Source organism: Pseudomonas sp. GM55, assembly GCF_000282395.1.
Classification (GTDB): domain Bacteria; phylum Pseudomonadota; class Gammaproteobacteria; order Pseudomonadales; family Pseudomonadaceae; genus Aquipseudomonas; species Aquipseudomonas fluorescens_CC.
Window position 1 is genome coordinate 1 of record NZ_AKJJ01000081.1, and the last position, 26526, is coordinate 26526.

The 26526-nt window shown below is 60.1% G+C and carries 26 protein-coding genes and 1 pseudogene; 24 read left to right on the forward strand and 3 right to left on the reverse strand.

Annotation, left to right across the window (positions count from 1 at the left end; genetic code table 11):
- From PMI31_RS20625 to PMI31_RS20660, 8 genes are all read left to right on the forward strand, one after another.
- The coding region (locus PMI31_RS20625) for a chemotaxis protein CheA (protein WP_008020298.1) at window positions 1-1885 on the forward strand (1885 nt) is incomplete at its 5' end.
- Window positions 1886-1933: 48 nt separating this feature from the next.
- The gene (locus PMI31_RS20630; protein WP_008020299.1) at window positions 1934-3070 is read left to right on the forward strand and encodes a protein-glutamate methylesterase/protein-glutamine glutaminase; all 1137 of its coding nucleotides are present in this window, start codon (window positions 1934-1936) and stop codon (window positions 3068-3070) included.
- A complete protein-coding gene (locus PMI31_RS20635; RefSeq protein ID WP_008020300.1) occupies window positions 3070-3810 on the forward strand; it encodes a flagellar motor protein in 741 nt (246 codons plus the stop codon). Before PMI31_RS20630 ends, PMI31_RS20635 begins: the two co-directional genes overlap by 1 nt.
- Window positions 3811-3825: 15 nt before the next feature.
- Complete coding sequence (gene motD / locus PMI31_RS20640) at window positions 3826-4716, forward strand: flagellar motor protein MotD (RefSeq protein ID WP_008020301.1); 891 nt, start codon at window positions 3826-3828, stop codon at window positions 4714-4716.
- 43 nt (window positions 4717-4759) lie between these two features.
- Window positions 4760-5548 (forward strand): ParA family protein, encoded by a 789-nt coding sequence (locus tag PMI31_RS20645; protein ID WP_008020302.1) that lies wholly within the window; start codon window positions 4760-4762, stop codon window positions 5546-5548.
- A 30-nt stretch (window positions 5549-5578) separates the two neighbouring features.
- On the forward strand, window positions 5579-6538 hold the full coding sequence (locus PMI31_RS20650; protein WP_008020303.1) for a CheW domain-containing protein: 960 nt from the start codon (window positions 5579-5581) through the stop codon (window positions 6536-6538).
- 73 nt (window positions 6539-6611) lie between these two features.
- On the forward strand, window positions 6612-7097 hold the full coding sequence (locus PMI31_RS20655) for a chemotaxis protein CheW (protein ID WP_008020304.1): 486 nt from the start codon (window positions 6612-6614) through the stop codon (window positions 7095-7097).
- Window positions 7098-7490, forward strand: a complete 393-nt coding sequence (locus PMI31_RS20660; protein WP_008020305.1) for a DUF2802 domain-containing protein — start codon at window positions 7098-7100, stop codon at window positions 7488-7490. It abuts the gene before it with no gap.
- Between the two features lie 264 nt (window positions 7491-7754).
- On the opposite strand, the pseudogene PMI31_RS20665 reads toward PMI31_RS20660, so the two are convergent.
- Window positions 7755-7913 (reverse strand): annotated as a pseudogene (locus PMI31_RS20665) (EscU/YscU/HrcU family type III secretion system export apparatus switch protein); the annotation flags it as partial.
- A gap of 216 nt (window positions 7914-8129) precedes the next feature.
- Here PMI31_RS20665 and PMI31_RS20670 point away from each other — a divergent pair.
- The 6 genes from PMI31_RS20670 (at window position 8130) to PMI31_RS20695 (ending at window position 16533) form a co-directional block, all read left to right on the forward strand.
- Window positions 8130-8384, forward strand: coding sequence for a PAAR domain-containing protein (locus PMI31_RS20670; RefSeq protein ID WP_008020306.1), 255 nt, complete (start codon window positions 8130-8132; stop codon window positions 8382-8384).
- A 9-nt stretch (window positions 8385-8393) separates the two neighbouring features.
- Window positions 8394-9473, forward strand: a complete 1080-nt coding sequence (locus tag PMI31_RS20675; protein WP_008020307.1) for a hypothetical protein — start codon at window positions 8394-8396, stop codon at window positions 9471-9473.
- A gap of 35 nt (window positions 9474-9508) precedes the next feature.
- On the forward strand, window positions 9509-12385 hold the full coding sequence (locus PMI31_RS20680; RefSeq protein ID WP_008020308.1) for a type VI secretion system Vgr family protein: 2877 nt from the start codon (window positions 9509-9511) through the stop codon (window positions 12383-12385).
- A 2-nt stretch (window positions 12386-12387) separates the two neighbouring features.
- Window positions 12388-14349 carry a phospholipase D-like domain-containing protein gene (locus PMI31_RS20685; RefSeq protein WP_008020309.1) on the forward strand — a complete coding sequence of 654 codons (1962 nt, stop codon included), beginning with the start codon at window positions 12388-12390 and terminating at the stop codon, window positions 14347-14349.
- A gap of 4 nt (window positions 14350-14353) precedes the next feature.
- Window positions 14354-15385, forward strand: a complete 1032-nt coding sequence (locus tag PMI31_RS20690) for an SEL1-like repeat protein (RefSeq protein WP_162130438.1) — start codon at window positions 14354-14356, stop codon at window positions 15383-15385.
- A gap of 83 nt (window positions 15386-15468) precedes the next feature.
- Complete coding sequence (locus tag PMI31_RS20695) at window positions 15469-16533, forward strand: SEL1-like repeat protein (RefSeq protein WP_008020311.1); 1065 nt, start codon at window positions 15469-15471, stop codon at window positions 16531-16533.
- Window positions 16534-16822: 289 nt separating this feature from the next.
- On the opposite strand, the gene PMI31_RS20700 is transcribed toward PMI31_RS20695, so the two are convergent.
- Window positions 16823-17152 carry an EscU/YscU/HrcU family type III secretion system export apparatus switch protein gene (locus PMI31_RS20700; protein WP_008020313.1) on the reverse strand — a complete coding sequence of 110 codons (330 nt, stop codon included), beginning with the start codon at window positions 17150-17152 and terminating at the stop codon, window positions 16823-16825.
- A complete protein-coding gene (gene fliK / locus PMI31_RS20705) occupies window positions 17149-18726 on the reverse strand; it encodes a flagellar hook-length control protein FliK (protein ID WP_008020314.1) in 1578 nt (525 codons plus the stop codon). Before fliK ends, PMI31_RS20700 begins: the two co-directional genes overlap by 4 nt.
- 199 nt (window positions 18727-18925) lie before the next feature.
- Here fliK and ccmA point away from each other — a divergent pair, with 199 nt between their 5' ends.
- The 10 genes from ccmA to PMI31_RS30200 all read left to right on the forward strand — a co-directional run bounded on the left by ccmA (window position 18926) and on the right by PMI31_RS30200 (window position 26293).
- Entirely contained in the window at window positions 18926-19561 is a 636-nt protein-coding gene (gene ccmA, locus PMI31_RS20710) for a cytochrome c biogenesis heme-transporting ATPase CcmA (protein ID WP_008020315.1), read from the forward strand.
- Entirely contained in the window at window positions 19558-20226 is a 669-nt protein-coding gene (ccmB, locus tag PMI31_RS20715) for a heme exporter protein CcmB (RefSeq protein WP_007983326.1), read from the forward strand. The genes ccmA and ccmB overlap by 4 nt, the downstream gene beginning before the upstream one ends.
- A gap of 73 nt (window positions 20227-20299) precedes the next feature.
- On the forward strand, window positions 20300-21055 hold the full coding sequence (locus tag PMI31_RS20720; RefSeq protein WP_008020316.1) for a heme ABC transporter permease: 756 nt from the start codon (window positions 20300-20302) through the stop codon (window positions 21053-21055).
- A complete protein-coding gene (gene ccmD, locus PMI31_RS20725; protein WP_007980758.1) occupies window positions 21052-21228 on the forward strand; it encodes a heme exporter protein CcmD in 177 nt (58 codons plus the stop codon). The genes PMI31_RS20720 and ccmD overlap by 4 nt, the downstream gene beginning before the upstream one ends.
- Window positions 21225-21680, forward strand: coding sequence for a cytochrome c maturation protein CcmE (gene ccmE, locus PMI31_RS20730; RefSeq protein WP_008020317.1), 456 nt, complete (start codon window positions 21225-21227; stop codon window positions 21678-21680). The genes ccmD and ccmE overlap by 4 nt, the downstream gene beginning before the upstream one ends.
- A gap of 3 nt (window positions 21681-21683) precedes the next feature.
- Entirely contained in the window at window positions 21684-23672 is a 1989-nt protein-coding gene (locus PMI31_RS20735) for a heme lyase CcmF/NrfE family subunit (protein ID WP_008020318.1), read from the forward strand.
- Entirely contained in the window at window positions 23669-24205 is a 537-nt protein-coding gene (locus tag PMI31_RS20740) for a DsbE family thiol:disulfide interchange protein (RefSeq protein WP_008020319.1), read from the forward strand. Before PMI31_RS20735 ends, PMI31_RS20740 begins: the two co-directional genes overlap by 4 nt.
- Complete coding sequence (locus PMI31_RS20745; protein WP_008020320.1) at window positions 24202-24675, forward strand: cytochrome c-type biogenesis protein; 474 nt, start codon at window positions 24202-24204, stop codon at window positions 24673-24675. Before PMI31_RS20740 ends, PMI31_RS20745 begins: the two co-directional genes overlap by 4 nt.
- Entirely contained in the window at window positions 24668-25870 is a 1203-nt protein-coding gene (gene ccmI / locus PMI31_RS20750) for a c-type cytochrome biogenesis protein CcmI (protein WP_008020321.1), read from the forward strand. Before PMI31_RS20745 ends, ccmI begins: the two co-directional genes overlap by 8 nt.
- A 15-nt stretch (window positions 25871-25885) precedes the next feature.
- A complete protein-coding gene (locus PMI31_RS30200; protein ID WP_008020322.1) occupies window positions 25886-26293 on the forward strand; it encodes a hypothetical protein in 408 nt (135 codons plus the stop codon).
- Window positions 26294-26526: the final 233 nt, after the last annotated feature.

The window sequence follows — 26526 nt, forward strand, 5'->3', positions numbered from 1 at the left end:
GGCGGAGCCGCAATCGGCTGACGAAGTGGCTTCTGCGCCCGTCGCCGACGTCATTGAAGAGCCCGTGGCCGAAACCGGTTCCGACGACATCACCGACACCGAATTTGAACAACTGCTGGACTCGCTGAATGCCGTCAAGGCACAGGCCGAGGCACCGGCCGTTGCGCAGGCGCCTGCCAGCGAGTCGGCCGCCAGCGACGAAATCACCGATGCCGAATTCGAGTCGCTACTCGATCAGTTGCACGGTAAAGGCCAGTTCGCCGTTGACGCGGTAGCCCCGACGCCGGCAGCTCCGGAAGCACCGAAAGCGGCGGGCGACAGTTCCGATATCACTGACGACGAATTCGAAGCGCTGCTCGATCAGTTGCATGGCAAGGGTAACTTTGCCGTCGAGGCACTGGAGTCTGCCATTGCTTCGGTGCCTGCACCCGCAGTACCAAGCGCGGCGGCGGCCGGTAGCGACCTGATCACCGATCACGAGTTCGAAGCGCTGCTCGACGAATTGCACGGCAAAGGCAAGTTCAGCGAAGTCGGCACCGCGACGGTGGCCAATGGTTCGAACGCTTCCGTTGCGGCACCGGCAGCCAAGGCTGCGGCGCCGAAACCTGTCGCCAAGGCACCCGAGCCAAAAGCCGAAACGCCGACCCCGGCAGCAGCTGCGCCGGCTGCGGCTCGTGCTCCGGCCGCGCCACCGGCGGAAAAACCAGCGAGCGAAGCCGAGACCACCGTACGCGTCGATACCGCGCGTCTCGACGAAATCATGAACATGGTCGGTGAACTGGTACTGGTGCGTAACCGCCTGGTCCGATTGGGCGCCAACAGCGCCGATGAAGCCATGTCCAAGGCCGTGTCGAACCTCGACGTGGTGACGGCCGACCTGCAAACCGCGGTCATGAAGACCCGGATGCAACCGATCAAGAAAGTCTTCGGGCGCTTCCCGCGCCTGGTTCGCGACCTGGCTCGCCAGCTCAAGAAAGAGATCAACCTGGAGCTGGTCGGCGAAGAAACCGACCTCGACAAGAACCTCGTCGAGGCCCTGGCCGACCCGTTGGTCCACTTGGTGCGCAACGCCGTCGACCACGGCATCGAATCGCCGGAAGAGCGCGAAGCCTCGGGCAAGGCCCGTGGCGGCAAGGTCATCCTGGCGGCCGAGCAGGAAGGCGATCACATCCTGTTGTCAATCTCCGATGACGGCAAAGGCATGGACCCGAACGTCCTGCGTTCCATCGCGGTTAAACGTGGTGTGATGGACAAGGATGCGGCCGATCGCCTGAGCGACACCGAATGCTATAACCTGATCTTCGCCCCGGGGTTCTCGACCAAGACCGAGATCTCCGACGTATCGGGTCGTGGCGTGGGCATGGACGTGGTGAAAACCAAGATTTCCCAGCTCAACGGCTCGATCAACATCTACTCGGCCAAGGGTCAGGGTTCGAAGATCGTCATCAAGGTGCCGCTGACCCTGGCGATCATGCCGACGCTGATGGTCATGCTCGGCAACCAGGCATTTGCGTTCCCGCTGGTGAACGTCAACGAGATCTTCCACCTCGACCTGTCGACCACCAACGTCGTGGACGGCCAGGAAGTGGTGATCGTGCGGGACAAGGCGCTGCCATTGTTCTATCTCAAACGCTGGCTGGTCAGCTCCGCCGCTCATGAAGAGCAGCGCGAGGGGCATGTGGTGATCCTTTCGGTGGGCACGCAGCGGATCGGCTTTGTCGTCGATCAACTGGTGGGCCAGGAAGAAGTGGTCATCAAGCCATTGGGCAAAATGCTCCAGGGAACTGCAGGCATGTCCGGCGCCACCATCACCGGTGACGGCCGCATCGCGCTGATTCTCGATGTTCCGAGCATGCTCAAGCGTTACGCCACGCGGCGTATTTGATTCTGGTGGAGCGGGGCGCCTGGCCCCGCGCCATCTAATGGAGTGTTTATGGCAGTCAAAGTCCTGGTGGTGGACGATTCGGGGTTTTTCCGCCGCCGCGTCTCGGAAATTCTCTCAGCGGATTCCAATATCCAGGTCGTCGGCACGGCGACCAACGGCAAAGAGGCGATCGATCAGGCGCTGGCCCTCAAGCCCGACGTGATCACCATGGACTACGAGATGCCGATGATGGACGGCATCACCGCCGTGCGGCACATCATGCAACGCTGCCCGACCCCGGTCCTGATGTTCTCCTCGCTAACCCATGAAGGCGCCCGGGTCACGCTCGATGCGCTGGATGCTGGCGCGGTGGACTTCCTGCCGAAGAATTTCGAAGACATCTCGCGCAATCCCGAGAAGGTCAAGCAATTGCTGTGCGAGAAGATTCTCAGCATTTCACGCAGCAATCGTCGAGTCAGTGCCTACAGCGCTCCGGCGCCTGTCGCTGCGCCAGCCCCGACGCCTGCGCCTTCGCCTTCGAGCTTGGGCGGTTTTGGCAGCAGCGCACCCGTGCGTCCGGCACCGGCACCGATCCCTGCACGTACGCATGCAGCCACTGCGTCGTCGCCGGCGCCGAAACGCAAAGCCTACAAACTGGTGGCCATCGGTACGTCGACCGGCGGCCCGGTGGCCCTGCAACGGGTCCTGACCCAATTGCCGGCCAACTTCCCGGCCCCGATCGTGCTGGTTCAACACATGCCGGCCGCCTTCACCAAGGCCTTCGCCGAGCGCCTGGACAAGCTCTGCCGCATCAGCGTCAAGGAAGCCGAGGATGGCGACATCCTGCGTCCGGGCCTGGCGCTGCTGGCGCCGGGTGGCAAGCAGATGATGATCGACGGCCGCGGTGCGGTGAAAATCCTCCCGGGCGACGAACGTCTGAATTACAAGCCGTGCGTGGATATCACCTTCGGTTCGGCAGCCAAGTCCTACGGCGACAAAGTTCTGGCGGTGGTCCTGACCGGCATGGGCGCCGACGGCCGTGAGGGCGCGCGCCTGCTCAAGCAAGGCGGCAGTTCGATCTGGGCACAGGACGAAGCCAGTTGCGTGATCTACGGCATGCCGATGGCCATCGTCAAAGCTGAACTGGCCGACGCGGTGTACAGCCTGGACGACATTGGCAAGCACCTGGTCGAGGCCTGTATCTGATGGATGTTCTAAGCCTGATCGGCATCATCATGGCCTTTGTCGCCATCATCGGCGGCAACTACCTTGAAGGTGGTCATCTCGGCGCCCTGGCCAACGGCCCGGCAGCGCTGATCGTGCTCGGCGGCACCATTGGCGCCGCGCTGCTGCAATCGCCGATGAGCGCCTTCAAGCGCGCCATGCAGATCCTCGCCTGGATCCTGTTCCCGCCTCGCGTTGACCTGGCCGGCGGCATCGACCGCGTGGTGAACTGGAGCCTGACGGCCCGTAAGGAAGGCCTGCTCGGCCTGGAAGGTGTCGCCGACGCCGAGCCCGACAATTACGCGCGCAAAGGCCTGCAACTGCTGGTTGACGGCGCCGAGCCGGAAGCGATCCGCAGCATTCTGGAAGTGGATTTCTACACCCAGGAAAGCCGCGATGTCGAAGCGGCCAAGGTCTTCGAAAGCATGGGCGGTTACGCGCCGACCATCGGCATCATCGGTGCGGTGATGGGCCTGATTCACGTCATGGGCAACCTGGGTGATCCGTCGCAACTGGGTAACGGCATCGCCGTGGCCTTCGTCGCCACCATCTACGGCGTGGCCAGTGCCAACCTGGTGCTGCTGCCGATTGCCGCCAAACTCAAATCCATCGCTTTGCGCCAGTCGCGTTATCGCGAAATGTTGCTGGAAGGGCTCCTGTCGATCGCCGAAGGTGAGAACCCACGCTCAATTGAGTTGAAGCTTCAGGGCTTCATGGATTGATGGGAGACATGGAACATGGCACGTCGTCGCCAGCATGAAGAACACGTCAACCACGAACGCTGGCTGGTGTCCTACGCGGACTTCATCACCTTGCTGTTCGCCTTTTTCGTGGTGATGTACTCCATCTCATCGATCAACGAAGGCAAGTACAAGGTCATTTCCGAGGCATTGATCGGGGTCTTTACCGACACCGACCGCGCGCTCAAGCCGATCCCCATCGGTGACGAGCGGCCCAAGACCGTGACTCCGGCCAAGCCGCTGGTCAAGGACAGTGACCAGGTCGATGCCGGTGTTGCCGGCGCCAGCGATCCACTGAAAAGCATCGCCGACGACATCAGCGCGGCGTTTGGTGACCTGATCAGCTCCAACCAGATGACCGTGCGCGGCAACGAGTTGTGGGTCGAAATCGAGCTCAATTCCAGCCTGTTGTTCGGCAGCGGCGACGCCATGCCCAGCGACATCGCGTTCAACATCATCGACAAGGTTGCAGCGATTCTGAAACCGTTCGACAACCCGATTCATGTCGAAGGTTTCACCGACGATCAACCGATCCGCACCGCGCAGTACCCGACCAACTGGGAACTGTCCTCGGCCCGCTCGGCGAGCATCGTGCGCATGCTGGCGATGCAGGGAGTCAACCCCGGTCGCCTGGCTTCGGTGGGCTACGGCGAGTTTCAGCCGGTGGCCAACAACGCCACCGCCGAAGGCCGCGCACGCAACCGTCGGGTGGTGCTGGTGGTGTCGCGCAACCTCGATGTTCGCCGCAGCCTGACCGGCACCGGAACCGCCCATGCGCAACCGGATGCCGCCTTGAAGCGTGCTGGCACACAAACTGCACCGTCCCCGGTCAAGTCGCCGGTACGAGAGAGCGCCGTCAATTCTCCGTCACCCGCATTAACTCGTTGAGCTATTTCTCGGTCGATCCATTCGGCCGGGAGGAACAATCCGAATGAGAGTCTGGGCAGTCGCCAATCAAAAGGGTGGTGTCGGTAAAACCACGTCCTCCATCGCTTTAGCCGGTTTACTGGCGGAGGCGGGCAAGCGCGTGGTCGTGGTCGATCTCGACCCCCACGGCTCCATGACCAGCTACTTCGGCTACGATCCCGACGCTCTGGAGCACAGCAGCTACGACCTGTTCCTGCACAAGGGCAATGTGCCGCAAGGCCTGCCGGGCCAACTATTGCTGTCGACCAGTGACGAACGCATCTCGCTGTTGCCCTCCAGCACCGCACTGGCCACCCTTGAGCGCCAGTCGCCGGGGCAGAGCGGGTTGGGCCTGGTGATTGCCAAGAGCCTGGCGCAACTGTGGCAGGACTTCGATTACGCCGTGATCGACAGCCCGCCATTGCTCGGCGTGCTGATGGTCAATGCCTTGGCGGCGAGCCAGCAATTGGTGATCCCGGTGCAGACCGAACACCTGGCGGTCAAAGGCCTTGAGCGCATGGTCAACACCCTGGCGATGATCAACCGCTCTCGCAAACAAGCGCTGCCGTTTACCATCGTGCCGACGCTGTTTGACCGGCGCACCCAGGCATCCCTCGGAACCTTGCGCGTGCTGCGCGACAAATTCCCCGACGAAATCTGGCAAGGCTATATCCCGGTGGACACGCGCCTGCGCGATGCCAGCCGTGCCGGGCTGACGCCTTCGCAGTTCGACGGCAAGAGCCGCGGCGTTCTCGCTTACCGTGCGTTGCTCAAGCATCTGCTGGCGGCGCAACTTGTTGCGCAGGTGGCTTGAGATGAATCCAATCCCCGCGGGGCGGCTGTCATGAACCGGCCGATGAAGACTACATCGCGCCCGCAACTGGCGTTGCAGTCGTATCTGGACAACTTGCTGCAAGACGCAACCGAGGAGATGGCGCCGGAGATCGAGGTGCTTGCCGAGGTTGTCGAAACGGTGAGAGTGGTTGAAGAGCAAGGCATGCTGGACGAGTTCCAGGCGGCCGTGCTCGAAGAGCAGGCCCGTGATGCACAGAAAACCGCAGTGGTTGCCGCTCCGGCGCCCGCGCCTTTGGCGAAGACGCCCGTAGCCGTGGTCGAAGCGCCGGAAGCCGTCCTGGCACCGGTATCGATCCTTGCGCCGCTGTTGCAAACACTGACGGTTCCAGCCATTGAAACGCCTGAAGCGCTGGAGGCTCCGGTTGTCGAGGCGCCTCAGGCGCTGGTGCCGCCCGTCGTCGAAGTGCATCTGCCGCCGAGCAATACGCCGCCACCGGTGGACACCGATGGTCGTCCGTCCTGGGCCGCCGAACCGTTCGAGTGCCTGCTGTTCGATGTCGCCGGCTTGACCCTGGCGGTGCCGCTGGTGTGCCTGGGGTCTATTTATTCCCTGGCCGGTCACGAGTTGACACCGTTGTTTGGCCAGCCGGAATGGTTCCTTGGCATCCTGCCGAGCCAGGCCGGCAACCTCAAGGTGCTCGATACCGCGCGTTGGGTCATGCCCGACCGTTACCGCGACGACTTCAAGCAAGGCCTGCAATACGTGATTTCGGTCCAGGGCTACGAATGGGGCCTGGCCGTGCATCAGGTCAGTCGCTCATTGCGTCTGGACCCGAATGAAATCAAATGGAGAAGTCATCGAGGTCAGCGGCCATGGCTCGCCGGCACGGTGATTGAACACATGTGCGCCTTGCTCGACGTTGCCTCGTTGGCCGAACTGATCGCCAGTGGCGGGGCAAAGCACATGTCCGGCAGCAAGCCGAACCACACACCGACAAACATTAAATAAACAACAGGCGGCGCCACTCGATGGCGTTGCACGGAACACACACCGCCAGGGCGGTTTCTTGAGGGGTCAGGGTATGAATAATAATGCGACGGCGGCAAAAGGTTCCGAAGATCCGATCCTGCAATGGGTCACCTTCAAGCTCGACAACGAAACCTACGGCATCAACGTGATGCGCGTTCAGGAAGTCCTGCGATACACCGAAATCGCCCCGGTCCCGGGTGCCCCGAGCTACGTGCTGGGCATCATCAACCTGCGCGGCAACGTCGTCACCGTGATTGACACCCGCCAGCGCTTCGGTCTGATGAATGCCGAGATCAGCGACAACACCCGTATCGTCATCATCGAGGCCGACAAGCAGGTGGTCGGGATCATGGTCGACAGCGTGGCCGAAGTGGTTTACCTGCGTCAGTCGGAAATCGAAACCGCGCCGAACGTGGGTAACGAAGAGTCCGCCAAGTTCATTCAAGGCGTGTGCAACAAGAACAACGAACTGCTCATCCTGGTCGAGCTCGACAAGATGATGAGCGAAGAGGAATGGTCGGAACTGGAGAGTATCTGATTGATTCTCGAGGTTGCGGTCATTGTCCTGTTCCTGTTCTGGGCAGGCACGCTGGCAATGTTCCTGGCATACATTCGCAGTCAAAAGCAGATCGCCGCGCAACAGGCCAAGGGTGATGCGCTGCGCGATCAGCGCATCAAGGACCTGGGCAAACGCGTCGAGGATTACCAGAACGGCAACGTGCGCATGGGCGAAGAATTGCATGAACTGCGCGCGATAGTCGCGCCATTGCCGGACAAACTCGCCCAGCTGGAACAACGCGATCCTTCAAGCCTGTCGTTTGCCCAGGCGGCGCGACTGGTCGGGATGGGCGCCAGCGTCAACGAACTGACCCAGTCCTGCGGCCTGACCCAGGCTGAGGCGGAGTTGATGAGCAAGTTGCACAGAAACTGAGTTTTGCGATCTGGCTGAAATCGCATTCGCGAGCAGGCTCGCACCCACGATGGTTCCATGTCGGACACGGAACATGTGTTCACCTGAGATCACCTGTAGGAGCGAGCTTGATCGCGATGGACGTTAACGATGACGCGGGCTTCCTGGAGAAACGCGGTGGTCATGCCTCCATCGCGAGCAAGCTCGCTCCTACAAGGGTTCCTGGGCGCTCATAAAGCAGGTGTTCACCGAAGATCAGCTGCTCGCGAAGGCGTCTTCAAAAACTCAGTAATCATCCCCGCGAGCGGTCACATCCTTCTCGACCATCCGCGCATCCGAACCCTGCCCGGCCGGAAACTTCCCCTTCAGATTCCATGCAAACGCAATGATCTCGGCAATCGAGAGATAAAGCTCCTGCGGAGTACCGCCCCCCAATCCACGTCTGCAACCTCAACGAATCCATTTTCGCGAGCTCGCGCTTCGTGATCTCGGGCAGGTTCGCACCTGGGATACGGCCCACGTGGACCTAGGACTCGGACTACCTGAATTGAGGAATGCGCCGACTTGAGACGGTCAGCTTCCGTCAGTACCGTGCGGTTCCTGTATTTGCTCCTGGTTTTGGGCTGATGTCCTGCCCCTGTTCAAACACGGAAGTTCACCATGCGCCCCATCATCGTAATCAACGACCCGACCTCTGATGGAGGGCGGGTGTGTGAAGGATCGCCCTGGACGGATATCAACGGTTTCGCGGTTGCGAGAGTCGGTGATCGAGTCGTGTGTGCGCACGGTGAATGCATGATCGAAAGTGGTGATGAAACACTGCTGGTCGATGGCAAGGCGGTTGCTCGTGACGGTGATCTGACTTCCTGCGGCGCAAGGCTGTTAGCTACGCAAAAGGACACTGGCCTTCTCTAAGGAACAGAGATGGAATATCGAAGAAGTATCTACGATCGGATCTCCGAACGGCGGTTGGCAGCGCAGGAGGCACAACGTCTGGCGGACGCGGTATTTCCCGCGGGGGATTTCACCCCCAGCTGTGTCAGCATTGCGCGGGCCTGGGTCTGGCTACCGTGCGGTGCCTTTGACGCACCGTTGCCGGTGAGTGAACTGGCAGGGAAACGTACCGACTTCTCTCACGACCCACGCCTGCTTGATGCATGCGGACTGCGCCGGCCCATTTGTCGTCTCGCCACTCCCGACGAAGGATGGCCAGCAGTCGAGGCGCTTGGTCGTTCCAGCGAAATCCTGCAGGGCGCCCTGAAAAAATGGGCACCGGCATTCCGCGAATCAATCGAATGGTCGAACACCCGGGTTGTGTTGTTCGTTCCAGGCGCTGTCGGCGCAATGGACTGGATTGATCGAGTCGTGAGCCTGTGGCCTCAGGAACTGATGCCGCTACATGGTTTTGACCTGCAGACGCGGGCCCCCGCGCAGTGGTTGCCCGATGTCCTTGGTCACAGTGCCGGGCCGCATTACCTGTTGTGCATGAGCCTGGATACATGGGTCTGCAAGGAGCAGGTGTCATGCTGCGCACCTGATGAGATGGCCGGCGAAGCGGTCAGCGCGGTGTTACTGCGCCGCCAACCGAAGCTGTCGGACCCGCAGACCGACAGCGCTCTGAAACTGTTTGCGCCGGTCCAGCTGGATCACCCGGCTCGCCCTGCACAGGCGCGTACCGACACGCAAACCCTCGAACGGTTGATGGCAAAGCTGTGCGAGATCACGGCCGTCGATCCGGCGCGAGTCAGCGTGCTGATCGGGGATGGCGCACTGGGTGGCAACCGCCTCAGTCAGCTCGGCGAATATGCCCGGAATTTCTTGCCTGGCCTGGACCTCGAGCGACAGGTTCGCGTCAACGCAATCGGCGCCCGGTTCGGGCCTGTGACCGAGCAATGGGTGCAAATCGGCCTCGCCTGGTTGATCGCAGGCGCTGAACCTGGCTGCGCCGTGTGGATACTGGATCGCACGTTATCCGACCAGACCCGGGGCTGGCTGATCGGTTGAAGCCTCATGGACTTGAAATACAGGGAGTTTGAACGGTGAATTCAATCACAGACACCGCATTGGCTTCGTTTGTCCAGCCATTGAGCCAGGCTGGACGCTTGTTGCAACTGACAACGCCCCAAGGGCAGGAGCTGTTTGCGTTGCGAGCCCATGCCCGGGAGCGGCTGGGTCGGGTGCCTCGCTACACGGTTGACGTGATCAACCAGGCCACGGTGTTCGACCCGGAACAGCTCATTGGTCAGGCCGTGCAACTGAGCATCAAGCTGGACGACGGTAGCTTGAGCCCCAGACATGGCTGGGTGGAAAGCGTGCGATACCTGGGAAGTGATGGCGGTCTGGACGACTGGCAACTGGTCTTCGCTCCCTGGTTCAGTCTGCTGGAATACCGTGTGGATTGCCGGATCTGGCAGGAGGTGAGTCTTCCCGACATCCTCGCCCAGGTATTCCAGCACTACAGCCAGGCGCGTGGCGCGTACCGCTTCGAGCTGTCACGGGAATATCCATTGTTGTCCTACGTCACCCAGTTCAACGAGACCGATGCCCATTTCGTGCAGCGCTGGTGTGAGCAGGAAGGTTTGTTCTGGTACGTGGAGCATTCCCTCGATAGCCACTGCATCGTCTTCACTGACAGTGCCATGCTTTTACCGACCTTGAACCCGCCGGCCTTGCGTTTTCATACGCAACAGGCCGCTGACCGGCAAGACAGCATTACTCAATGGAGCCCTGGTGCCCGATTGCTCAATGGCGTGGTGCAATCAAGCAGCAGCGACTATCTCTGTCATGCACGATCACAAATCACCAGGACGCCGGCGCTGCCTGCGTCCTCAGCGCCACCAGACCTCGAGCATTATCAATACCGGGGGCAATATGCCTGGCAAAACCCGGACCGTGGCGACTGGCTGAGCCGTGTGCAGATTGAGCAGGACGAATCGGCAGCCAGACGCATCCATGGACTAGGTGGTGTGCGCCACATGCAGCCCGGTTATGGTTTCGAGCTGACCCAACACCCGTTGTATGAATTCAAGACGCCCAAGGAACGCCGGTTCCTGATCATCGCAGTCGAGTTCTTTGCCCAGAGCAACCTTCCGGTCGGCACGCAGCGAGTCAGCCCTCCCGGTAGCCTGAAAGCGCTTTTCGAATCCGAGCAGCGCCAGTCGATGCACGAAGTGGATAGCGAAGGCTTTTACCGGAACCGCTTTGAGACCCAGCGCCTGGACATTGCTTATCGCAGCCCTTTCACCCATGCCAAGCCGGCCAACCCCGGCCCACAGACCGCCGTCGTCGTGACCCCGAGCGGTCGAGAGGTCTTTACCGACAAACTCAACCGTATCTGCGTGCGCTTTCATTGGGACCGTCTGCTCAAGGACGGTGAACTGGGCTCCTGTTGGCTGCGCATGATGCAGGCCAGCAGTGGCGAGGGCTGGGGCAGCGTGAACGTGCCACGTTCGGGGGAAGAGGTCGTGGTGACGTTTCTCGACAACGACATCGACCGCCCCCTGGTGATGGGGCAGGTCTATGGCGGACACAAGCCCGCCTGGCACTCAAGCGGGTTGATGAGTGGTTACAAGAGCCAGGAGATCAAAGGGCTGGGCTACAACCAATGGGTGATGGACGACTCCACCGGCCAGGTACGGACCCAGATCCACAGCAGCCATGGCCACAGCCAGTTGAACCTCGGTTATCTGATCGATCAGCAGGGCAATCAGCGTGGCGCCCTGCGCGGCACAGGTTTTGAGTTGCGCACCGATGCCTACGGTGCCTTGCGCGCGCAGCAGGGTTTGTATCTCAGCACTTGGCCACGCACCAAAGCGCAAGGTGGCCAGGTCGATGTCCAGGAAGCCCGGACACAACTGACGAACGCACAAGAGCGGGTCAAGGCATTGTCCGAGGCCGCTCGCCAGCACCACGCCCTGCCGATGCAGGGAAGTGTCGACAGCCTCGATCAACTTGATGTCGATACTCGGCTGGACTATGGCAGTGAAGACAAATACCTCACCAGTACTCAAAGACAACCCCGCAATGGCGGCGACACCGATGCGGCGATCAGCCGTGGTGGCCGTGGCCGCACGGCCGGCTTTCACCAGCCGCTGTTGATCGCTTCAGCGCCTGCCGACATCGTCACCGCGACGCCGCAAAATACCCACGTTCATAGTGGCAAGCAGTTGACCTTGTCGAGCGGAGAGGACATCAACCTTGCCGGCGGCCAGTCATTGCTGGCCAGTGTTGCTCAAAGCATCAGCCTGTTCGCCAAGGCCGCGGGCGCCAAATTGTTTGCGGCCAAAGGCAAGATTGAAATACAGGCACAGAGCGATGCCATCGAACTCACTGCCCAGGACAGCGTGCGTATCACTTCGACCGCGCGTTCCGTCGAGATTGCCGCTCAGGATGAAATCCTGCTGACCAGCGGCGGCGCTTATATCCGCATCAAGGACGGCAACATCGACATCCATGCGCCCGGCACCGTTGATGTGAGGGGCGTGAAAAAGACCTTCAACGGCCCGGCACACCTCAACCGCGATAACCCGGCGTGGCCGGCAGGCTCGGTCAGGCAGTCGCTGATGTTGGCAGTCGGGCAAAGCGGTGCGGCAGGTTTCCAGTCGTGGGAGGGCATGCCTTACACACTCTTTGCCGATGGGGTTCAGGCCGCAAAAGGTGTCATGGACAACAGTGGCCGGATCGCTGTCGACCACCACGTCACCACCAGCCGTTATCACATCGAACTGGCCAACGGCGTCAGCTACGAGGTGCCGGTGGGCGGCGATTACCTGGGAGAGCCGGACAATGCCGAACGGGCCAACCAGGGTTTCCACCGTCATGAGCAACAACCTCGACCGGGCGATACACCGCTGGACAGCTCCAGCCGGTTCCGCCAGGCCTATGCCCAATTGAACACTCCAGAATCGGAGGCTTGAAGATGACCACACCCACGATCACAGTCCCGATCGCCACGAGCAAGACCACCTCCTGCCAGCTCAACCTGCCGTGGTTCGTGCAGTGCGCCGAATACGACCCGGTGCCTGCCACCTTCGAGCCGCTGGTGAACGGCGAGCGCGCCTTTAGCTCGGTTTATGACGCCATCGTGACCGCCAAAAGCAGCGTGGAAATCATCTGTTGGGGTTTTCAGCCGTCGATGTACTTCAAGCGTGGGAAAACCAGTTCGCTGTGCATTGGCGATCTGCTGATCAAGAAAGCCCATGAAGGCGTTCAAGTCCGAATCCTGTGCTGGTACGACACGTTGCGCCTCGCCCAGACTTCGGAAAACCCTACGCCCGGTGACAACGTCTCCAACTGGTTCGGCAGGTTCAAGCAGAACCGCAACGACGCACAAATCGAATATGACAAGATGTGGTATCGCCAGGTCCGGCTGGCCTACACGGGCGCTGAAACCGGCCCCATCGAGCTGGGCCAGCGTTTCTTTCGCCTGATGCAATGGGGCAACGATCCCTCTCTGCGCATCAAGAACATCGAATTCGTCACTCGCGACTTCGGCTTGCTTGATCGTGCAGAAATTGCCTGGCGGCTGACCTTGAGGGCGTTAGACAAGGATCGCGACACGACTAACAAAGTCATGAGTTCGGTGGCCATGGTTGCCGAGCCGAGCCACCACCAGAAAATGGTGCTGGTGGACTACGAGCAACCGGAGGTCGCTGTCGGGTTCGTGATGGGGCACAACACGCTGGATGCCTATTGGGACAATGATGTTCACAGCCACGTGCGATACCACGCGCAGTTCGGACGCAACGGCGAAACACCGCGGCAGGATATTTCCAGCCGAGTGAGCGGTCCGGTGCTTGAGTTTTTGAACGACAACTTCTGTGCCGCCTGGAAAAAAGAAACCCGCATCGACCTGCTGGGCGCTCGTCAGCACATCGCCGAACAACTGCGCGTGCGGCCAGACTATGGCCCTCCCGTCATGGCGCAGATACTCAGGACCCAAAGCCAGAAAAACATCCGGGACATCGAGAGGGTCTACCTGAAGGCCGTCAACAACGCGACCCGATTCATCTACATCGAGAACCAGTACTTTCGCTGGCCACCGCTGGCGGAAAAGATCAAGAGCGTCGTGCAAAACCTGCTCAAAGGGGGCCGCGATCTTGAAAAAGACGGGCCGCTGTACCTGTTCGTCGTGACCAACTCCTCCAGCGAGGCCATGGGCGATGGCTCCGTCAATACTTTCCGCATGTTGAAGCAGTTGGGCCGTCCGGAGCTGATGCCGGGTGTTGCCAAGGCCGAGCGGCGTGACGATCTGCTGGCCGAACTTGCTCAAGCCAGGCTGGCCGAACGCTTGGCTTCCATCAACGCACGCATTTTCAAGGATCAACGCGATACCGATCATGACCAGGCGGCGGCTCGGTACTACGAAACCTTGAAAGATAAGCTGGAGCGCGCACGCGCCAGGGTCGCGAAGCTTGAAAAAGAATTTCCCGAGAAGAACCAGTTCGTCATCTCACCCACGGAAATTCCCGGCCTGAAAGTGCACATTTGTACCCTGGTGGCACCTGATTCCCCGTCAGGAAACTGGATGGATGTGTATGTGCACAGCAAGTTGATGATTGTCGATGATGTATTCACCACGCTGGGTTCCGCCAACATCAATACGCGCAGCATGCAGGTGGACAGTGAGTTGAATATTTGTATTGAGGATCCTGCGGTGACAAGGCCGTTGAGGGAGCATTTGTTTGAGGTGCATACGAAGTGGGAAGCTAATGGAGCCGATATAGATATGGTGTACGAAAAATGGCAAGACATTACTGAAGAAAATAAAGTGAGGAAAGTGAGGGGCTTGCAAAAAACAACTACAACAGAAACTCTGGGCCCAGTTGCATCATTGATTGAGTTCATGCAGGAGAGCCCTGTTCGAAAAAACTGGGACTGATTTGATGAAAAATATCTGTCTTGTTTTATGCGTGTGTTTTTTTATCGCAGCCTGTTCACGGAAGGAAGAAAGTATGTCCGATACCTCGCAGACAGACTTTGCATATAGTAGATTGGCGTTTAATTGCGTGTACGAGCGCGATTCGTTACCTGTGTTGAATCAGGATGCGGACGTTCTATATCACTACAGCCTTTATTTGGAAAAGCGTAAAGGACAGAAGGATTACGACGAGATAGCCCGCTACTATCGTATCGCGGCGGCACACGATCATTACAAGGCCGCAACCAATTTGCAATTCCTGCTGTCAACCGGACAAGCCCGATCTCCTGATGCCAGTAAAGAGGTCATCGATCTGGCCGAGTATTATGTTGCTCAAGGCGTCCCCGGGGCTTATTACGACATGGCGCATTACCTGGAGTTGGGTTATGGCGTCAAACAGGATGTTGCCGCGTCCAAGGCTTACTTTCGACGAGCCGCCGACCTAGGGAATCCGGACGCGCAATATTATATAGGCAGGCTTTTAACCTATGTGCCCAATACGGCCGATATCATGCAGGCGATGTACAAGTGTGCAATGGAGCAGGGGAATCGTTCAGCGGGAAGAAATTACTCAAGTTATTCGAGAGTCATTGGGCTTTACCAGGAAGCTCTCCACGGTTACCAAACAGCAATTCGAAATGGCGATGCCAATAGTGCCAGTCGTCTGGCGAGTGCCTTCGAAGGACCCCCTGCGTCCGATGAGCTTTATTACTTGGCACTTGAGCAAGACTCCGAACGCGTAGAGCGATATAAAAAAATTAACTTATTCCTGAGACGTCACGAACATTTAGGGGCAAAAATGCCCGATCTGGATGACATCGTTCCACTCCCACCAGTGGCGCTCCCCGAGTGGGACGGTACCTTCCAATGGAAACGAGAGCGTGACTCGGCTGTACCCATCATTCCATCAGCAGAGTTGATCGAGAAGCTCTGCGCTGAAAAGGGACTTGATCCCGCCACTGGTTTGCCGCTGCCAAAACCCACCGGGAATACCTGACCATTGCCGTCGGGGCGCATCCTGTTTGGCAGTTCGGAGAAAGTGAATCGATGATGGGTAAGTCATTAATGTCGAGTGAGGTTATGAAGGGACATTCAATAAATAATCGGGTGGGGGCGACTAAGCTACTACTGGCATTGTTCAGCTTCTTGATGATCATGGCCTGCTCAAAAAAAGAAGAGCAGATGCCTGATGCAGTGTCGGTGGACTTTGCTCACAGTAGTTTGGAGTTCAAATGCGTATATGAACGCGATTCGTTGCCTGTGTTGAACCAGGATGCAGATGTTTTCTATCGGTATGGCCTTTACCTGGAAAAGCGTAAAGGACAGAAAGATTACGACGAGATCGCCCGCTATTATCGTATTGCTGCTGCTCACGAACACTACAAAGCCGCGACCAATCTACAAGTTCTGCTGTCAACTGGGCAAGCCCGCTCTCCTGATGCAAGCAAGGAAACCATCGATCTGGCCGAATATTATCTCGCCCTAGACATCCCAGGAGCTTATTACGACATGGCGCGCTACCTGGAGTTGGGTTATGGCGTCAAGCAGGATGTCGCTGCTTCCAGGGTTTACTTTCGGCAGGCAGCCGACTTGGGGAACCCGGAAGCCCAATACTACATAGGCAGGCTTCTTTCGTATGTACCCAATATGGCTGAAGTCATGCTTGCGATGTACAAGTGCGCGATGGAACAAGGTCATGGTGTAGCGGGAAGAAAATACGCAATTTATTCGCAAGGGTCAGGGCTTTACCAAGAGGCTCTGTACAGTCACCAAGCAGCTATCCGAAATGGTAACACCACTAGCGCACATAGCCTTGAGAATGCATTTAAAGGGCCACCTGCATCTGATGAGCTTTATTATCTGGCATTACAGCAAGACGAGGAGCGTGTCGATCGATACGATAAAATCGGCTATTTCCTGACGCGTCATGAACACCTCGGGGCAAAAATCCCCGATCTGGATGACATCGTCCCGCTCCCACCAGCGCCGCTCCCCGAATGGGACGGTACATTCCAGTGGAAACGAGAGCGTGACTCGGCCGTACCCATCATTCCATCAGCAGAGCTGATCGAAAAACTCAGCGCCGAAAAGGGGCTTGATCCCGCCACCGGCTTGCCGCTGCCGAAATCCACCGGGAGCCTCTAATTAATGCTGTCCCTGCAACTGCACGTGATGGTGGGCATGGGCTGACCCAGTCCTGCGGATTGACCCAGGCTGAGGTGGAGTTGATGAGCCGGTTGCACAAGAACGGCTAAAGGCCTGTAGGAGCGAGCCTGCTCGCGATGGACGTCAACGATGACGCGGGCTTCCTGGAGAGACGCGGCGCTCATGCCTCCATCGCGAGCAAGCTCGCTCCTACAATGGTTCCATGTCGGATATGGAACATGAGTTCAACTGTGGGAGCGAGCCTGCTCGCGATGGCGGCCTCGAATCCTCAGTAGTCTTCCCCGCGCTCGGTCACATCCTTCTCGACCATCAGCCCATCCGGATCCTGCCCCGCCGGAAACCTGCCCTTCAGATTCCACGCAAACGCAATGATCTCGGCAATCGTCAGATAGAGCTCCTGCGGAATGCTGTCCCCCAGTTCCATGCGCGCCAGCAGTCTCACCAGTTCTGCGTTTTCGTAGATTGGCACTTCGCAGTCGCGGGCGATCCGCAGGATTTCTTCCGCCAGTTCTTCGTCGCCCTTGGCGGTGAGAGTGGGGGCGTGGGTGCCGTCGTATTTTAGGGCGATGGCCTGGCGTGGGGCGTTGGGGTTGTTCATGCGGTGTCATCCACCCAGCGTTGTTCGAGGCGGGTTTGCGGGCCTTGGGGGGGGGTGCCGAGGTGGCAGTCCAGGTCGCCGACGTTCAGGCCGGCGGACAACAAACGGTCACGCAATCCGCTCAGATTGCTTTCGATCAGGCTGGCGGTGTAAGGCCGCTCGGCCCAGAGCTGGCTGGAGAGGCTGCCCTTGATCAGTTGCGCCTGAATTTGCAGCGGCCCCAAAGGCTCCATGGCGAAGGCCAGCTCCACACGCCACAACTGTTGCCTGGGTTCGCGTTCTTCGCGACGCTCCTTGGGCTGTTGTTTTTCGGGGGCGTCTTCACGCTGGAACTTGACCTGCAATGGCACGATGTCCTGCATGTTGCGCATCGGGATTTCCAGCTGCCAGGTGCTCATCAGTCGTCCGTCGGCGGTTACGCCGGTTTGTTCCAGACTCGACAGCTGATGGCTTTGCAGGCGTGAAACCGCCGCAGCGGCCAGGCGCAGCAGGTGTTCGAGGTCGTCGTTTTCACCGTCGGCGCTTTGTAACAGGCGTTCGGGCAGCGGGAAACCGGTTGGCGACGGTTTTGCACTGACCTGACCGAGCATGCCCAGGGCATTGCGGACAAAATTCGGCATGGCCTGGGCCAGGGTATTGGCGGCGATGATCGCGCCGAGGCTGGTGTTGGCCGGCAACCCCTGAGTCAATTGCGCAACCAGTTTGAGCAGGTCGCCTTTCATGTCCGGTGCGAGCGTCGGGTTTTGCCCGGTCAGCAGTTTGCTTTCGAGAAACACACCGCTGCTGGCCAAAGCCTGGGCCAGGCCCTTGGGAGTGCTCAATTGCTGGACATCCGGCAGGCCAGCGAGCAGCCGGGCAGCGGCGCTACGCAATTCAACGGAAGTCTGGTCCGAGGCCGGAAGGTTCTGCAGCAGCTTGAGCAAGCCGTCCAGCGAGCCCTGGCGGCTTTGCTGGTCGACCAGTTGCCGGGCCACCGCCAGTTGTTCCTGGCGGCTGCTCAGTGGCACGAACTTCACGGTCTGGGCGTCCTGCACCTGCGCGCTCAACAAGGTGCCGATGCGCAAGGGCTGCGGACTGTCGAGGCTCAGGGTGCTACCGCTCAGTGCGGTATTGAGCAGGCTCACCATCGAGCGAAACACCATAGGCTGGCCGGGCACCTGCGGCAGTACTTGCGAGGTCAATACCTTGCCCTGCAGCAGGGTGCCAACAGGCAATTGCGCGGTGTCGAGGCGGGTGAGGGTGGCGACGCTGGAGGCAATGGCCTGCTGCACCGTCACGGCCAGATTGCCGGCCGAAGGTTGGCTGACGACCAGTGTGGTGCCCTGGGCCAGCGGTTGATTGCCGGTGGTCTGGACCGTGGTCTGGCGGCCGCTGTCGAGCGTGACCTTGAGCAGCATCTGGAAAGTCTGATCCGCCTGCTTGAGCGACAACACTTCGGCCTGGGCGGTTTGACCGACGCTGATCAGCCCCTCCACCGGCATCAGCAACTTGAGCAACTCACCGCTGACCGCCTGCGCACGTGAAGTCACCGGGACGGATTGCGGTAGCGGGAGGATGTTCATTTCGCCTGTCATACGCGGTCACAACCTGAGGAAAATGCACTCTTTAGACTAAGGCCTGGCATGTATAATGCGGCGCCGTTGTATCCAAAAATGGCGAAAACTTTGCAATTGTTTGACGCAGCTCTCTAGAACAAGACGTCATTGCATCTATGCTGCATCTCTTTAACGGCCGCGCCAGTGCCGACTTGAACCGTATAAGGCCCGTGAACCCTTGACCAGTCCAGTCCTGCAAACCGTTGCCCTTGCCTGTGAGCGAGACCTTCGGCTGCTCTTCGAAAATCTCGATTTGAGACTGGCCAGTGGCGAAATGGTGCAAATCAGCGGCCCCAATGGCAGTGGCAAGACCAGTCTGTTGCGCCTGCTTTCAGGTTTGATGCACCCGACCGCCGGTCAAGTGCTGCTCAACGGCAAGCCCCTTGATGAGCAGCGCACTGAGCTGGCGCGCAACCTGCTGTGGATCGGCCATGCGGCGGGAATCAAGGATTTGCTGACACCGGAAGAGAACCTGAGCTGGCTCTGCGCCCTGCATCAACCGGCCTCCCGTGAAGCGATCTGGCAAGCCCTGGCGGCGGTCGGATTGCGCGGTTTCGAAGATGTTCCCTGCCACACCCTGTCCGCTGGCCAGCGGCGCCGCGTCGCACTGGCGCGTTTGTATCTGGACAGCCCGCCGCTGTGGATCCTCGACGAGCCCTTTACCGCCCTCGACAAGCAGGGCGTGGCACAGCTTGAATCTCATCTGGCCGGCCACTGCGAACGTGGCGGCATGGTGGTGTTGACCACCCACCACACGCTGAGCCGGATGCCGGCCGCTTATCGCGACATCGATCTGGGGAATTGGGCCGTATGAGTGTTTTTGGCCTGTTGGTCGCCCGTGAGGCCCGTCTGCTGTTCCGCCGTCCCGCAGAGCTGGCGAATCCGCTGGTGTTTTTCGCCATCGTCGTTTCCCTGTTCCCGTTGGCGGTCGGTCCCGAGTCTCAATTGTTGCAAACCTTGTCTCCGGGGTTGGTCTGGGTCGCGGCACTTTTATCGGTTCTGCTCTCGCTGGACGGGCTTTTCCGCAGTGATTTCGAAGACGGATCCCTTGAACAGTGGGTCCTTTCGCCGCACCCCCTGCCTCTTCTGGTTTTGGCCAAAGTGCTGGCACACTGGGCTTTTTCCGGCCTGGCACTGGTTTTGCTCGCACCTTTGCTGGCGCTGATGCTCGGTTTGCCTGCCGCCTGTCTGCCGGTGTTGCTGCTTTCGTTGCTGCTAGGTACACCGGTACTGAGCCTGCTCGGTGCGGTGGGTGCGGCACTGACGGTAGGTTTGAAGCGCGGAGGCCTGTTGCTGGCACTGCTGATTCTGCCGTTGTACATCCCGGTACTGATCCTTGGCAGTGGCGCCTTGCAGGCGGCCTTGCAGGGGATGCCGGCGACCGGTTATCTCCTGTGGCTTGGTAGCCTGACCGCCCTGGCGATAACCCTGACACCTTTTGCAATAGCTGCTGGCCTGAAGATCAGCGTCGGCGAATAATGAGGTCTGGTTAAAAAATGACCAGTAAAGACCCTGGCTCTTCACAGTAAAGAGCAACCGTGATGGAAACAGTATGAACTGGACGTGGTTTCACAAGCTCGGCTCGCCCAAATGGTTTTACGGCATCAGCGGCAAAATGCTGCCCTGGTTGAGCATCGCGGCGTTGCTGCTGATCAGCGTTGGCGTGGTCTGGGGCCTGGCCTTCGCGCCGCCGGACTATCAGCAGGGCAACAGCTTTCGCATCATCTATATCCACGTCCCGGCCGCCATGCTGGCGCAGTCCATCTACGTGATGCTGGCGGTGTGCGGCATCGTCGGGCTGGTGTGGAAAATGAAACTGGCCGACGTTGCCCTGCAATGCGCCGCACCGATTGGCGCCTGGATGACCGCCGAGGCGCTGGTCACTGGCGCGATCTGGGGCAAGCCGACCTGGGGCTCGTGGTGGGTCTGGGATGCTCGACTCACGTCTATGCTGATCCTGCTGTTCCTGTACTTCGGTCTCATTGCGCTGGGCAACGCGATCAGCAATCGTGACAGCGCGGCCAAGGCCTGCGCGGTGCTGGCGATTGTTGGTGTGATCAACATCCCGATCATCAAGTACTCGGTGGAGTGGTGGAACACCCTGCACCAGGGCGCGACCTTCACCCTCACCGAAAAACCGGCGATGCCCGCCGAAATGTGGCTGCCATTGCTGTTGACGGTGTTGGGCTTCTACTGTTTCTTCGGCGCGGTGTTGCTGCTGCGCATGCGTCTTGAAGTGCTCAAGCGCGAAGCCCGGGCCAGTTGGGTCAAGGCCGAAGTGGAAAACAGCCTGGAGGTCGCTCGATGAGTTTTGCTTCATTCGGCGACTTCATCGCCATGGGCCATCATGGCCTGTATGTCTGGTCAGCCTATGGCATCTGCCTGGCGGTGCTGGCCCTCAACGTGGCGGCGCCGATCCTGGCCCGCAAGCGGTATCTGCAACAAGAGGCGCGTCGTTTGCGCCGGGAGAACGGCAAGTGAATCCGCTGCGCAAAAAGCGTCTTATCATCATTCTCGCGATCCTGGTCGGGGTCGGCGCTGCCGTCGGCCTGGCCCTGAGTGCCCTGCAGCAGAACATCAATCTGTTTTACACACCGACCCAGATCGCCAACGGCGAAGCCCCACTGGACACGCGCATTCGTGCCGGCGGTATGGTCGAGAAGGGCTCGCTGGAGCGTTCCAGTGATTCCCTGGACGTGAAGTTTGTCGTCACCGACTTCAACAAATCCGTGACCATCACCTATCGCGGCATCCTTCCGGACCTGTTCCGCGAAGGGCAGGGCATCGTCGCCCTGGGCAAGCTCAATGCCGATGGCGTGGTGGTGGCCGATGAGGTGCTGGCCAAGCACGACGAGAAGTACATGCCGCCGGAAGTGACCAAGGCGCTGAAAGACAGCGGTCAATCGGCTCCAACGCCCGCGAAGGAGGGTTGATCCATGACATCCGGCATCTTTATTCCCGAGCTGGGTCATCTGGCGATGATCCTGGCCCTGTGCTTCGCCCTGGCCCAGGCCGTGGTACCGCTGCTCGGTGCGTGGCGCAATGATCGCCTGTGGATGAGCCTGGCCCAGCCGGCCGCGTGGGGGCAGTTCACCTTTCTGGTGTTTGCCTTCGGTTGCCTGACCTACGCCTTCATGGTCGATGACTTCTCCGTGGCCTATGTGGCCAACAACTCCAACAGCGCGCTGCCGTGGTACTACAAGTTCAGCGCCGTGTGGGGTGCCCACGAAGGTTCCTTGCTGTTGTGGGCCTTGATTCTCGGCGGCTGGACCTTCGCGGTGTCGGTGTTTTCCCGGCAGTTGCCGCAGGTCATGCTGGCCCGCGTGCTGGCGGTGATGGGCATGATCAGCACCGGTTTCCTGCTGTTCCTGATCATGACCTCCAACCCGTTCAAGCGCATCCTGCCGCAAGTGCCCGGCGACGGTGCCGATCTCAACCCGTTGCTGCAAGACATCGGCCTGATCGTGCATCCGCCGATGCTGTACATGGGCTACGTCGGTTTCTCGGTAGCCTTCGCCTTCGCCATCGCCGCGCTGATGGGCGGTCGCCTGGATGCCGCGTGGGCGCGCTGGTCGCGTCCGTGGACCATTGTGGCCTGGGCGTTCCTCGGCATCGGCATTACCTTGGGTTCGTGGTGGGCGTACTACGAACTCGGCTGGGGCGGCTGGTGGTTCTGGGACCCGGTGGAAAACGCCTCGTTCATGCCATGGCTGGTGGGTACTGCACTGATTCACTCCTTGGCGGTCACGGAAAAACGTGGCGTGTTCAAGAGCTGGACCGTACTGCTGGCCATCGCTGCGTTTTCGCTGAGCCTGCTGGGTACCTTCCTCGTGCGCTCCGGCGTGCTGACCTCGGTGCACGCCTTTGCGTCCGATCCGGAGCGCGGGGTGTTCATCCTGATTTTCCTGTTGTTCGTGGTCGGTGGTTCATTGACGCTGTTCGCCCTGCGCGCACCGGTGGTCAAGAGCCAGGTGGGCTTCAACCTCTGGTCCCGGGAAACCCTTTTGCTGGGCAACAACCTGGTGCTGGTGGTGGCGGCGTCGATGATTCTGCTCGGCACCCTGTACCCGCTGATTCTGGACGCCATGACCGGCGCCAAGCTGTCGGTCGGCCCGCCGTACTTCAACGCGCTGTTCATTCCGTTGATGGCGTTGCTGATGGTGGTGATGGCGGTCGGCGTGATCGTGCGCTGGAAGGACACCCCGGTGAAATGGCTGGTGAGCATGCTGACGCCGGTGTTGCTGGGCAGCGCCGCCATGGCCGTGGTGGCCGGCATCGCGTACGGCGATTTCAACTGGGCAGTGCTCGCCACCTTCATGCTCGCCGCCTGGGTGCTGCTGGCCGGTGCGCGTGACATCTTCGACAAGACCCGCCACAAAGGGCTGGTCAAAGGCCTGCCGACCCTGACCCGCAGCTACTGGGGCATGCAGATCGCGCACCTGGGCATTGCCGTGTGTGCGCTGGGTGTCGTGCTGTCGAGCCAGAACAGCGCCGAGCGTGACCTGCGCCTGGCGCCGGGCGAGTCCATGGACCTGGCCGGTTATCACTTCATCTTCGAAGGCGCCAAGCACTTCGAAGGCCCGAATTTCACTTCCGACAAGGGCACCGTCCGGGTGATCCGCAACGGCAAGGAAGTCAGCGTGCTGCATCCGGAAAAACGCCTGTACACCGTGCAGAACTCGGTGATGACCGAAGCCGGGATCGACGCCGGGTTCACCCGCGACCTCTACGTCGCCCTCGGTGAACCGCTGGGTAACGGTGCCTGGGCCGTGCGCGTGCACGTCAAGCCGTTCGTGCGCTGGATCTGGTTCGGTGGTTTGCTGACCGGTTTCGGCGGGTTGCTGGCGGCGCTGGATCGGCGTTATCGGGTCAAGGTAAAAAGCCGTGTGCGCGAAGCACTGGGCATGTCTGGAGCCACTGCATGAAGCGTTGGTTGATGTTGTTGCCACTGGCGATCTTTCTGGTGGTTGCCGTGTTTCTTTACCGTGGGTTGTACCTCGACCCGGCCGAGTTGCCCTCGGCGATGATCAACAAACCGTTCCCGGAGTTTTCCCTGCCGGCGGTGCAGGGCGACAAGACCCTGACCCGCGCTGACATCCTCGGCAAACCGGCGCTGGTCAACGTCTGGGGCACCTGGTGCATTTCCTGCCGGGTCGAGCACCCGGTGTTGAACAAGCTGGCCCAACAGGGTGTGGTGATCTACGGCATCAACTACAAGGACATCAACGCCGATGCCTTGAAGTGGCTGACGGATTTTCATAACCCCTATGCACTGGATATCCGTGACGACCAAGGCTCGCTGGGCCTGAACCTCGGTGTCTACGGCGCGCCGGAAACCTTCTTCATCGACGCCAAGGGCATCATCCGTGACAAGTTCGTCGGTGTGATCGACGAGCAGGTCTGGCGCGAAAAACTGGCGGCCAAGTACCAGGCGCTGGTCGACGAGGCCAAGCCATGAAGCGCTGGATCGCTGCCGCCGTTCTGGGCTTGTGCATGGCGGGCGTGGTCCACGCGGCCATTGACACCTACGAGTTCGCCAATGAAGGCGATCGTGAGCGTTTTCGCGAGCTGACCAAAGAGCTGCGTTGCCCAAAGTGCCAGAACCAGGACATCGCCGATTCCAACGCACCGATTGCCGCCGACCTGCGCAAAGAGATTTTCCGCATGCTCGGCGAGGGCAAGGACAACCAGCAGATCATCGACTTCATGGTCGACCGCTACGGTGATTTCGTCCGCTACAAACCGGCCCTGAATGCCAAGACCGCCTTGCTCTGGTTCGGCCCCGCCGGCCTGTTGCTCGGCGGTGTGGTGATCATCGCGGTGATCGTCCGCCGTCGTCGCGTGCAACGTGCCGACACCCCGGGCTCGCTTTCTGCCGAGGAGCGCTCGCGCCTCGACCACCTGTTGGATAAAACCAAGAATGATTGATTTCTGGCTCGCTGCAGGTCTGCTGCTTCTGGTTGCCCTGAGTTTTCTGTTGATCCCGGTGCTGCGCAGCCGTCGCGCCCAGCGCGAAGAGGATCGTACCGCCCTGAACGTGGCGCTTTATCAGGAACGCGTGGCTGAATTGCAGGTTCAGCAGGAAGAGGGTGTGCTCGATGCGGCGCAAATGGACGCCGGTCGCGCCGAAGCCGCCCGTGAGTTGCTGGCGGACACCGAAGGCGTCGAAGCGCCACAGGTATCGCGTCTGGGCAAACCCTTGCCGTTGCTGGCGGCCATTCTGGTGCCGGTGCTGGGTCTGGGGCTGTACATGCATTACGGTGCCAGCGACAAGGTCGAACTGACCCGCGAGTTCTCCCAGGCCCCCAGGACGATGGAGGAGATGACCCAGCGCCTGGAGCGTGCGGTGGCCGCTCAACCGGATTCCGCTGAAGGCACGTACTTCCTCGGTCGTACCTATATGGCTCAGGATCGCCCGGCGGATGCGGCGAAAATGTTCGAGCGCACGGTGAACCTGGCCGGTCGTCAGCCCGAGCTGCTCGGTCAATGGGCCCAAGCCCAGTACTTCGCCGATGGCAAAAAGTGGTCGGACAAGGTCCAGGCCCTGACCGACGAAGCGCTCAAGGCCGACCCGAAGGAAGTCACCAGCCTCGGCCTGCTTGGCATCGCCGCGTTTGAGGGCGAGCGTTATCAGGACGCCATCGATTACTGGAATCGCCTGCTGGCGCAGTTGCCGCCGGACGACAAATCCCGCGAGGCGCTACAAGGCGGGATTGTCCGGGCCACGGAGAAGCTGGTGGCCAGTGGCGGCAAGGTTGCGCAAGCACCGGTGGCCAAGGCCTCGGCTTTGCTCAAGGTCAGCGTCGATCTGGCAGCGGACCTCAAGACCAAGGTCCAGCCTGGCGACAGCGTGTTCATCTTCGCCCGTGCGATCTCCGGTCCTCCAGCCCCGCTGGCGGTCAAGCGCATGACCGTGGCCGACCTGCCGGTAACCGTCGAACTGGGTGATGCCGACGCGATGATGCCGCAATTGAAACTGTCGAACTTCCCTGAAGTCCAACTGGTTGCGCGTATTTCCCGTGCCGGCAAACCCACCGCCGGCGAATGGATCGGTCGCAGCCAGCCTCTGGCCAGCAGCACCACCGCGCCGCAAACACTGACCATCGACAGCCCGGACAAATAACAGGAAAACGCAATCATGACCGCATTCGCTCGTATCACCCTGCTCAGCGTCGTTATGGGGTTAAGCGCTTGTGCGGTCCAGCGACCAGCGGAGCATGAGGCACCACCGCCGATCCCGCCGTCGCAGCCCAGCCCCACGCCTTCGACGTCGCCCGTACCGAGCAAGCCGAGCATCCCGGCCAAACCTTCCAAGCCGTTGCCACGTACCTCGGCCAGCTTCGCGCCACCACCTGGGGGCAATAGCCATTGGGACCCGAAACTTGGGGTCTATGTGCTGGATGACCAGCCCAATACCTTCTATCGCCAGCGTACCTATTATCGCTGGGATAACGGCTGGAGCCGGTCGATCAGTCCGAAGGGGCCTTGGGAGGAGACTGATATTCATGGTGTGCCGGGTGGCCTGGGGCGGCAATTCGGGCAGTAACGGACCAAGGCGACTTTCGGGTCGCCTTTTTTGTGCCTGCTCGCGAAGGCGGCCTGATTGGGTACATATCCATTATTTTGGTAACGGCGGCTGGCGGTTTCGCCCTTACGGCGACTCACTTTTTTTACAAGCGCCTAAAAAAAGTAAGCAAAAAAACGCTCGCCCCGAACGTCCGGCCCCTCGCCAGGGCTCGGGGTTCCTTCGCTCCGGCATTCATCCGGGGGCATTGCCCT

Bases quoted from the DNA above. Each gene is read 5' to 3' on its own strand.
- PMI31_RS20740 (WP_008020319.1), top strand. From the start codon at position 23,669: ATGAAGCGTTGGTTGATGTTGTTGCCACTGGCGATCTTTCTGGTGGTT.
- PMI31_RS20690 (WP_162130438.1), top strand. From the start codon at position 14,354: ATGAAAAATATCTGTCTTGTTTTATGCGTGTGTTTTTTTATCGCAGCC.
- fliK (WP_008020314.1), bottom strand. From the start codon at position 18,726: ATGACAGGCGAAATGAACATCCTCCCGCTACCGCAATCCGTCCCGGTG.
- PMI31_RS20695 (WP_008020311.1), top strand. From the start codon at position 15,469: ATGAAGGGACATTCAATAAATAATCGGGTGGGGGCGACTAAGCTACTA.
- PMI31_RS20675 (WP_008020307.1), top strand. From the start codon at position 8,394: ATGGAATATCGAAGAAGTATCTACGATCGGATCTCCGAACGGCGGTTG.
- ccmD (WP_007980758.1), top strand. From the start codon at position 21,052: ATGAGTTTTGCTTCATTCGGCGACTTCATCGCCATGGGCCATCATGGC.
- PMI31_RS20635 (WP_008020300.1), top strand. From the start codon at position 3,070: ATGGATGTTCTAAGCCTGATCGGCATCATCATGGCCTTTGTCGCCATC.
- PMI31_RS20630 (WP_008020299.1), top strand. From the start codon at position 1,934: ATGGCAGTCAAAGTCCTGGTGGTGGACGATTCGGGGTTTTTCCGCCGC.
- PMI31_RS20745 (WP_008020320.1), top strand. From the start codon at position 24,202: ATGAAGCGCTGGATCGCTGCCGCCGTTCTGGGCTTGTGCATGGCGGGC.
- PMI31_RS20720 (WP_008020316.1), top strand. From the start codon at position 20,300: ATGAACTGGACGTGGTTTCACAAGCTCGGCTCGCCCAAATGGTTTTAC.
- PMI31_RS20645 (WP_008020302.1), top strand. From the start codon at position 4,760: ATGAGAGTCTGGGCAGTCGCCAATCAAAAGGGTGGTGTCGGTAAAACC.
- motD (WP_008020301.1), top strand. From the start codon at position 3,826: ATGGCACGTCGTCGCCAGCATGAAGAACACGTCAACCACGAACGCTGG.
- PMI31_RS20700 (WP_008020313.1), bottom strand. From the start codon at position 17,152: ATGAACAACCCCAACGCCCCACGCCAGGCCATCGCCCTAAAATACGAC.
- PMI31_RS20735 (WP_008020318.1), top strand. From the start codon at position 21,684: ATGACATCCGGCATCTTTATTCCCGAGCTGGGTCATCTGGCGATGATC.
- PMI31_RS20655 (WP_008020304.1), top strand. From the start codon at position 6,612: ATGAATAATAATGCGACGGCGGCAAAAGGTTCCGAAGATCCGATCCTG.
- PMI31_RS20670 (WP_008020306.1), top strand. From the start codon at position 8,130: ATGCGCCCCATCATCGTAATCAACGACCCGACCTCTGATGGAGGGCGG.
- ccmB (WP_007983326.1), top strand. From the start codon at position 19,558: ATGAGTGTTTTTGGCCTGTTGGTCGCCCGTGAGGCCCGTCTGCTGTTC.
- PMI31_RS20650 (WP_008020303.1), top strand. From the start codon at position 5,579: ATGAACCGGCCGATGAAGACTACATCGCGCCCGCAACTGGCGTTGCAG.
- PMI31_RS20685 (WP_008020309.1), top strand. From the start codon at position 12,388: ATGACCACACCCACGATCACAGTCCCGATCGCCACGAGCAAGACCACC.
- ccmI (WP_008020321.1), top strand. From the start codon at position 24,668: ATGATTGATTTCTGGCTCGCTGCAGGTCTGCTGCTTCTGGTTGCCCTG.
- PMI31_RS30200 (WP_008020322.1), top strand. From the start codon at position 25,886: ATGACCGCATTCGCTCGTATCACCCTGCTCAGCGTCGTTATGGGGTTA.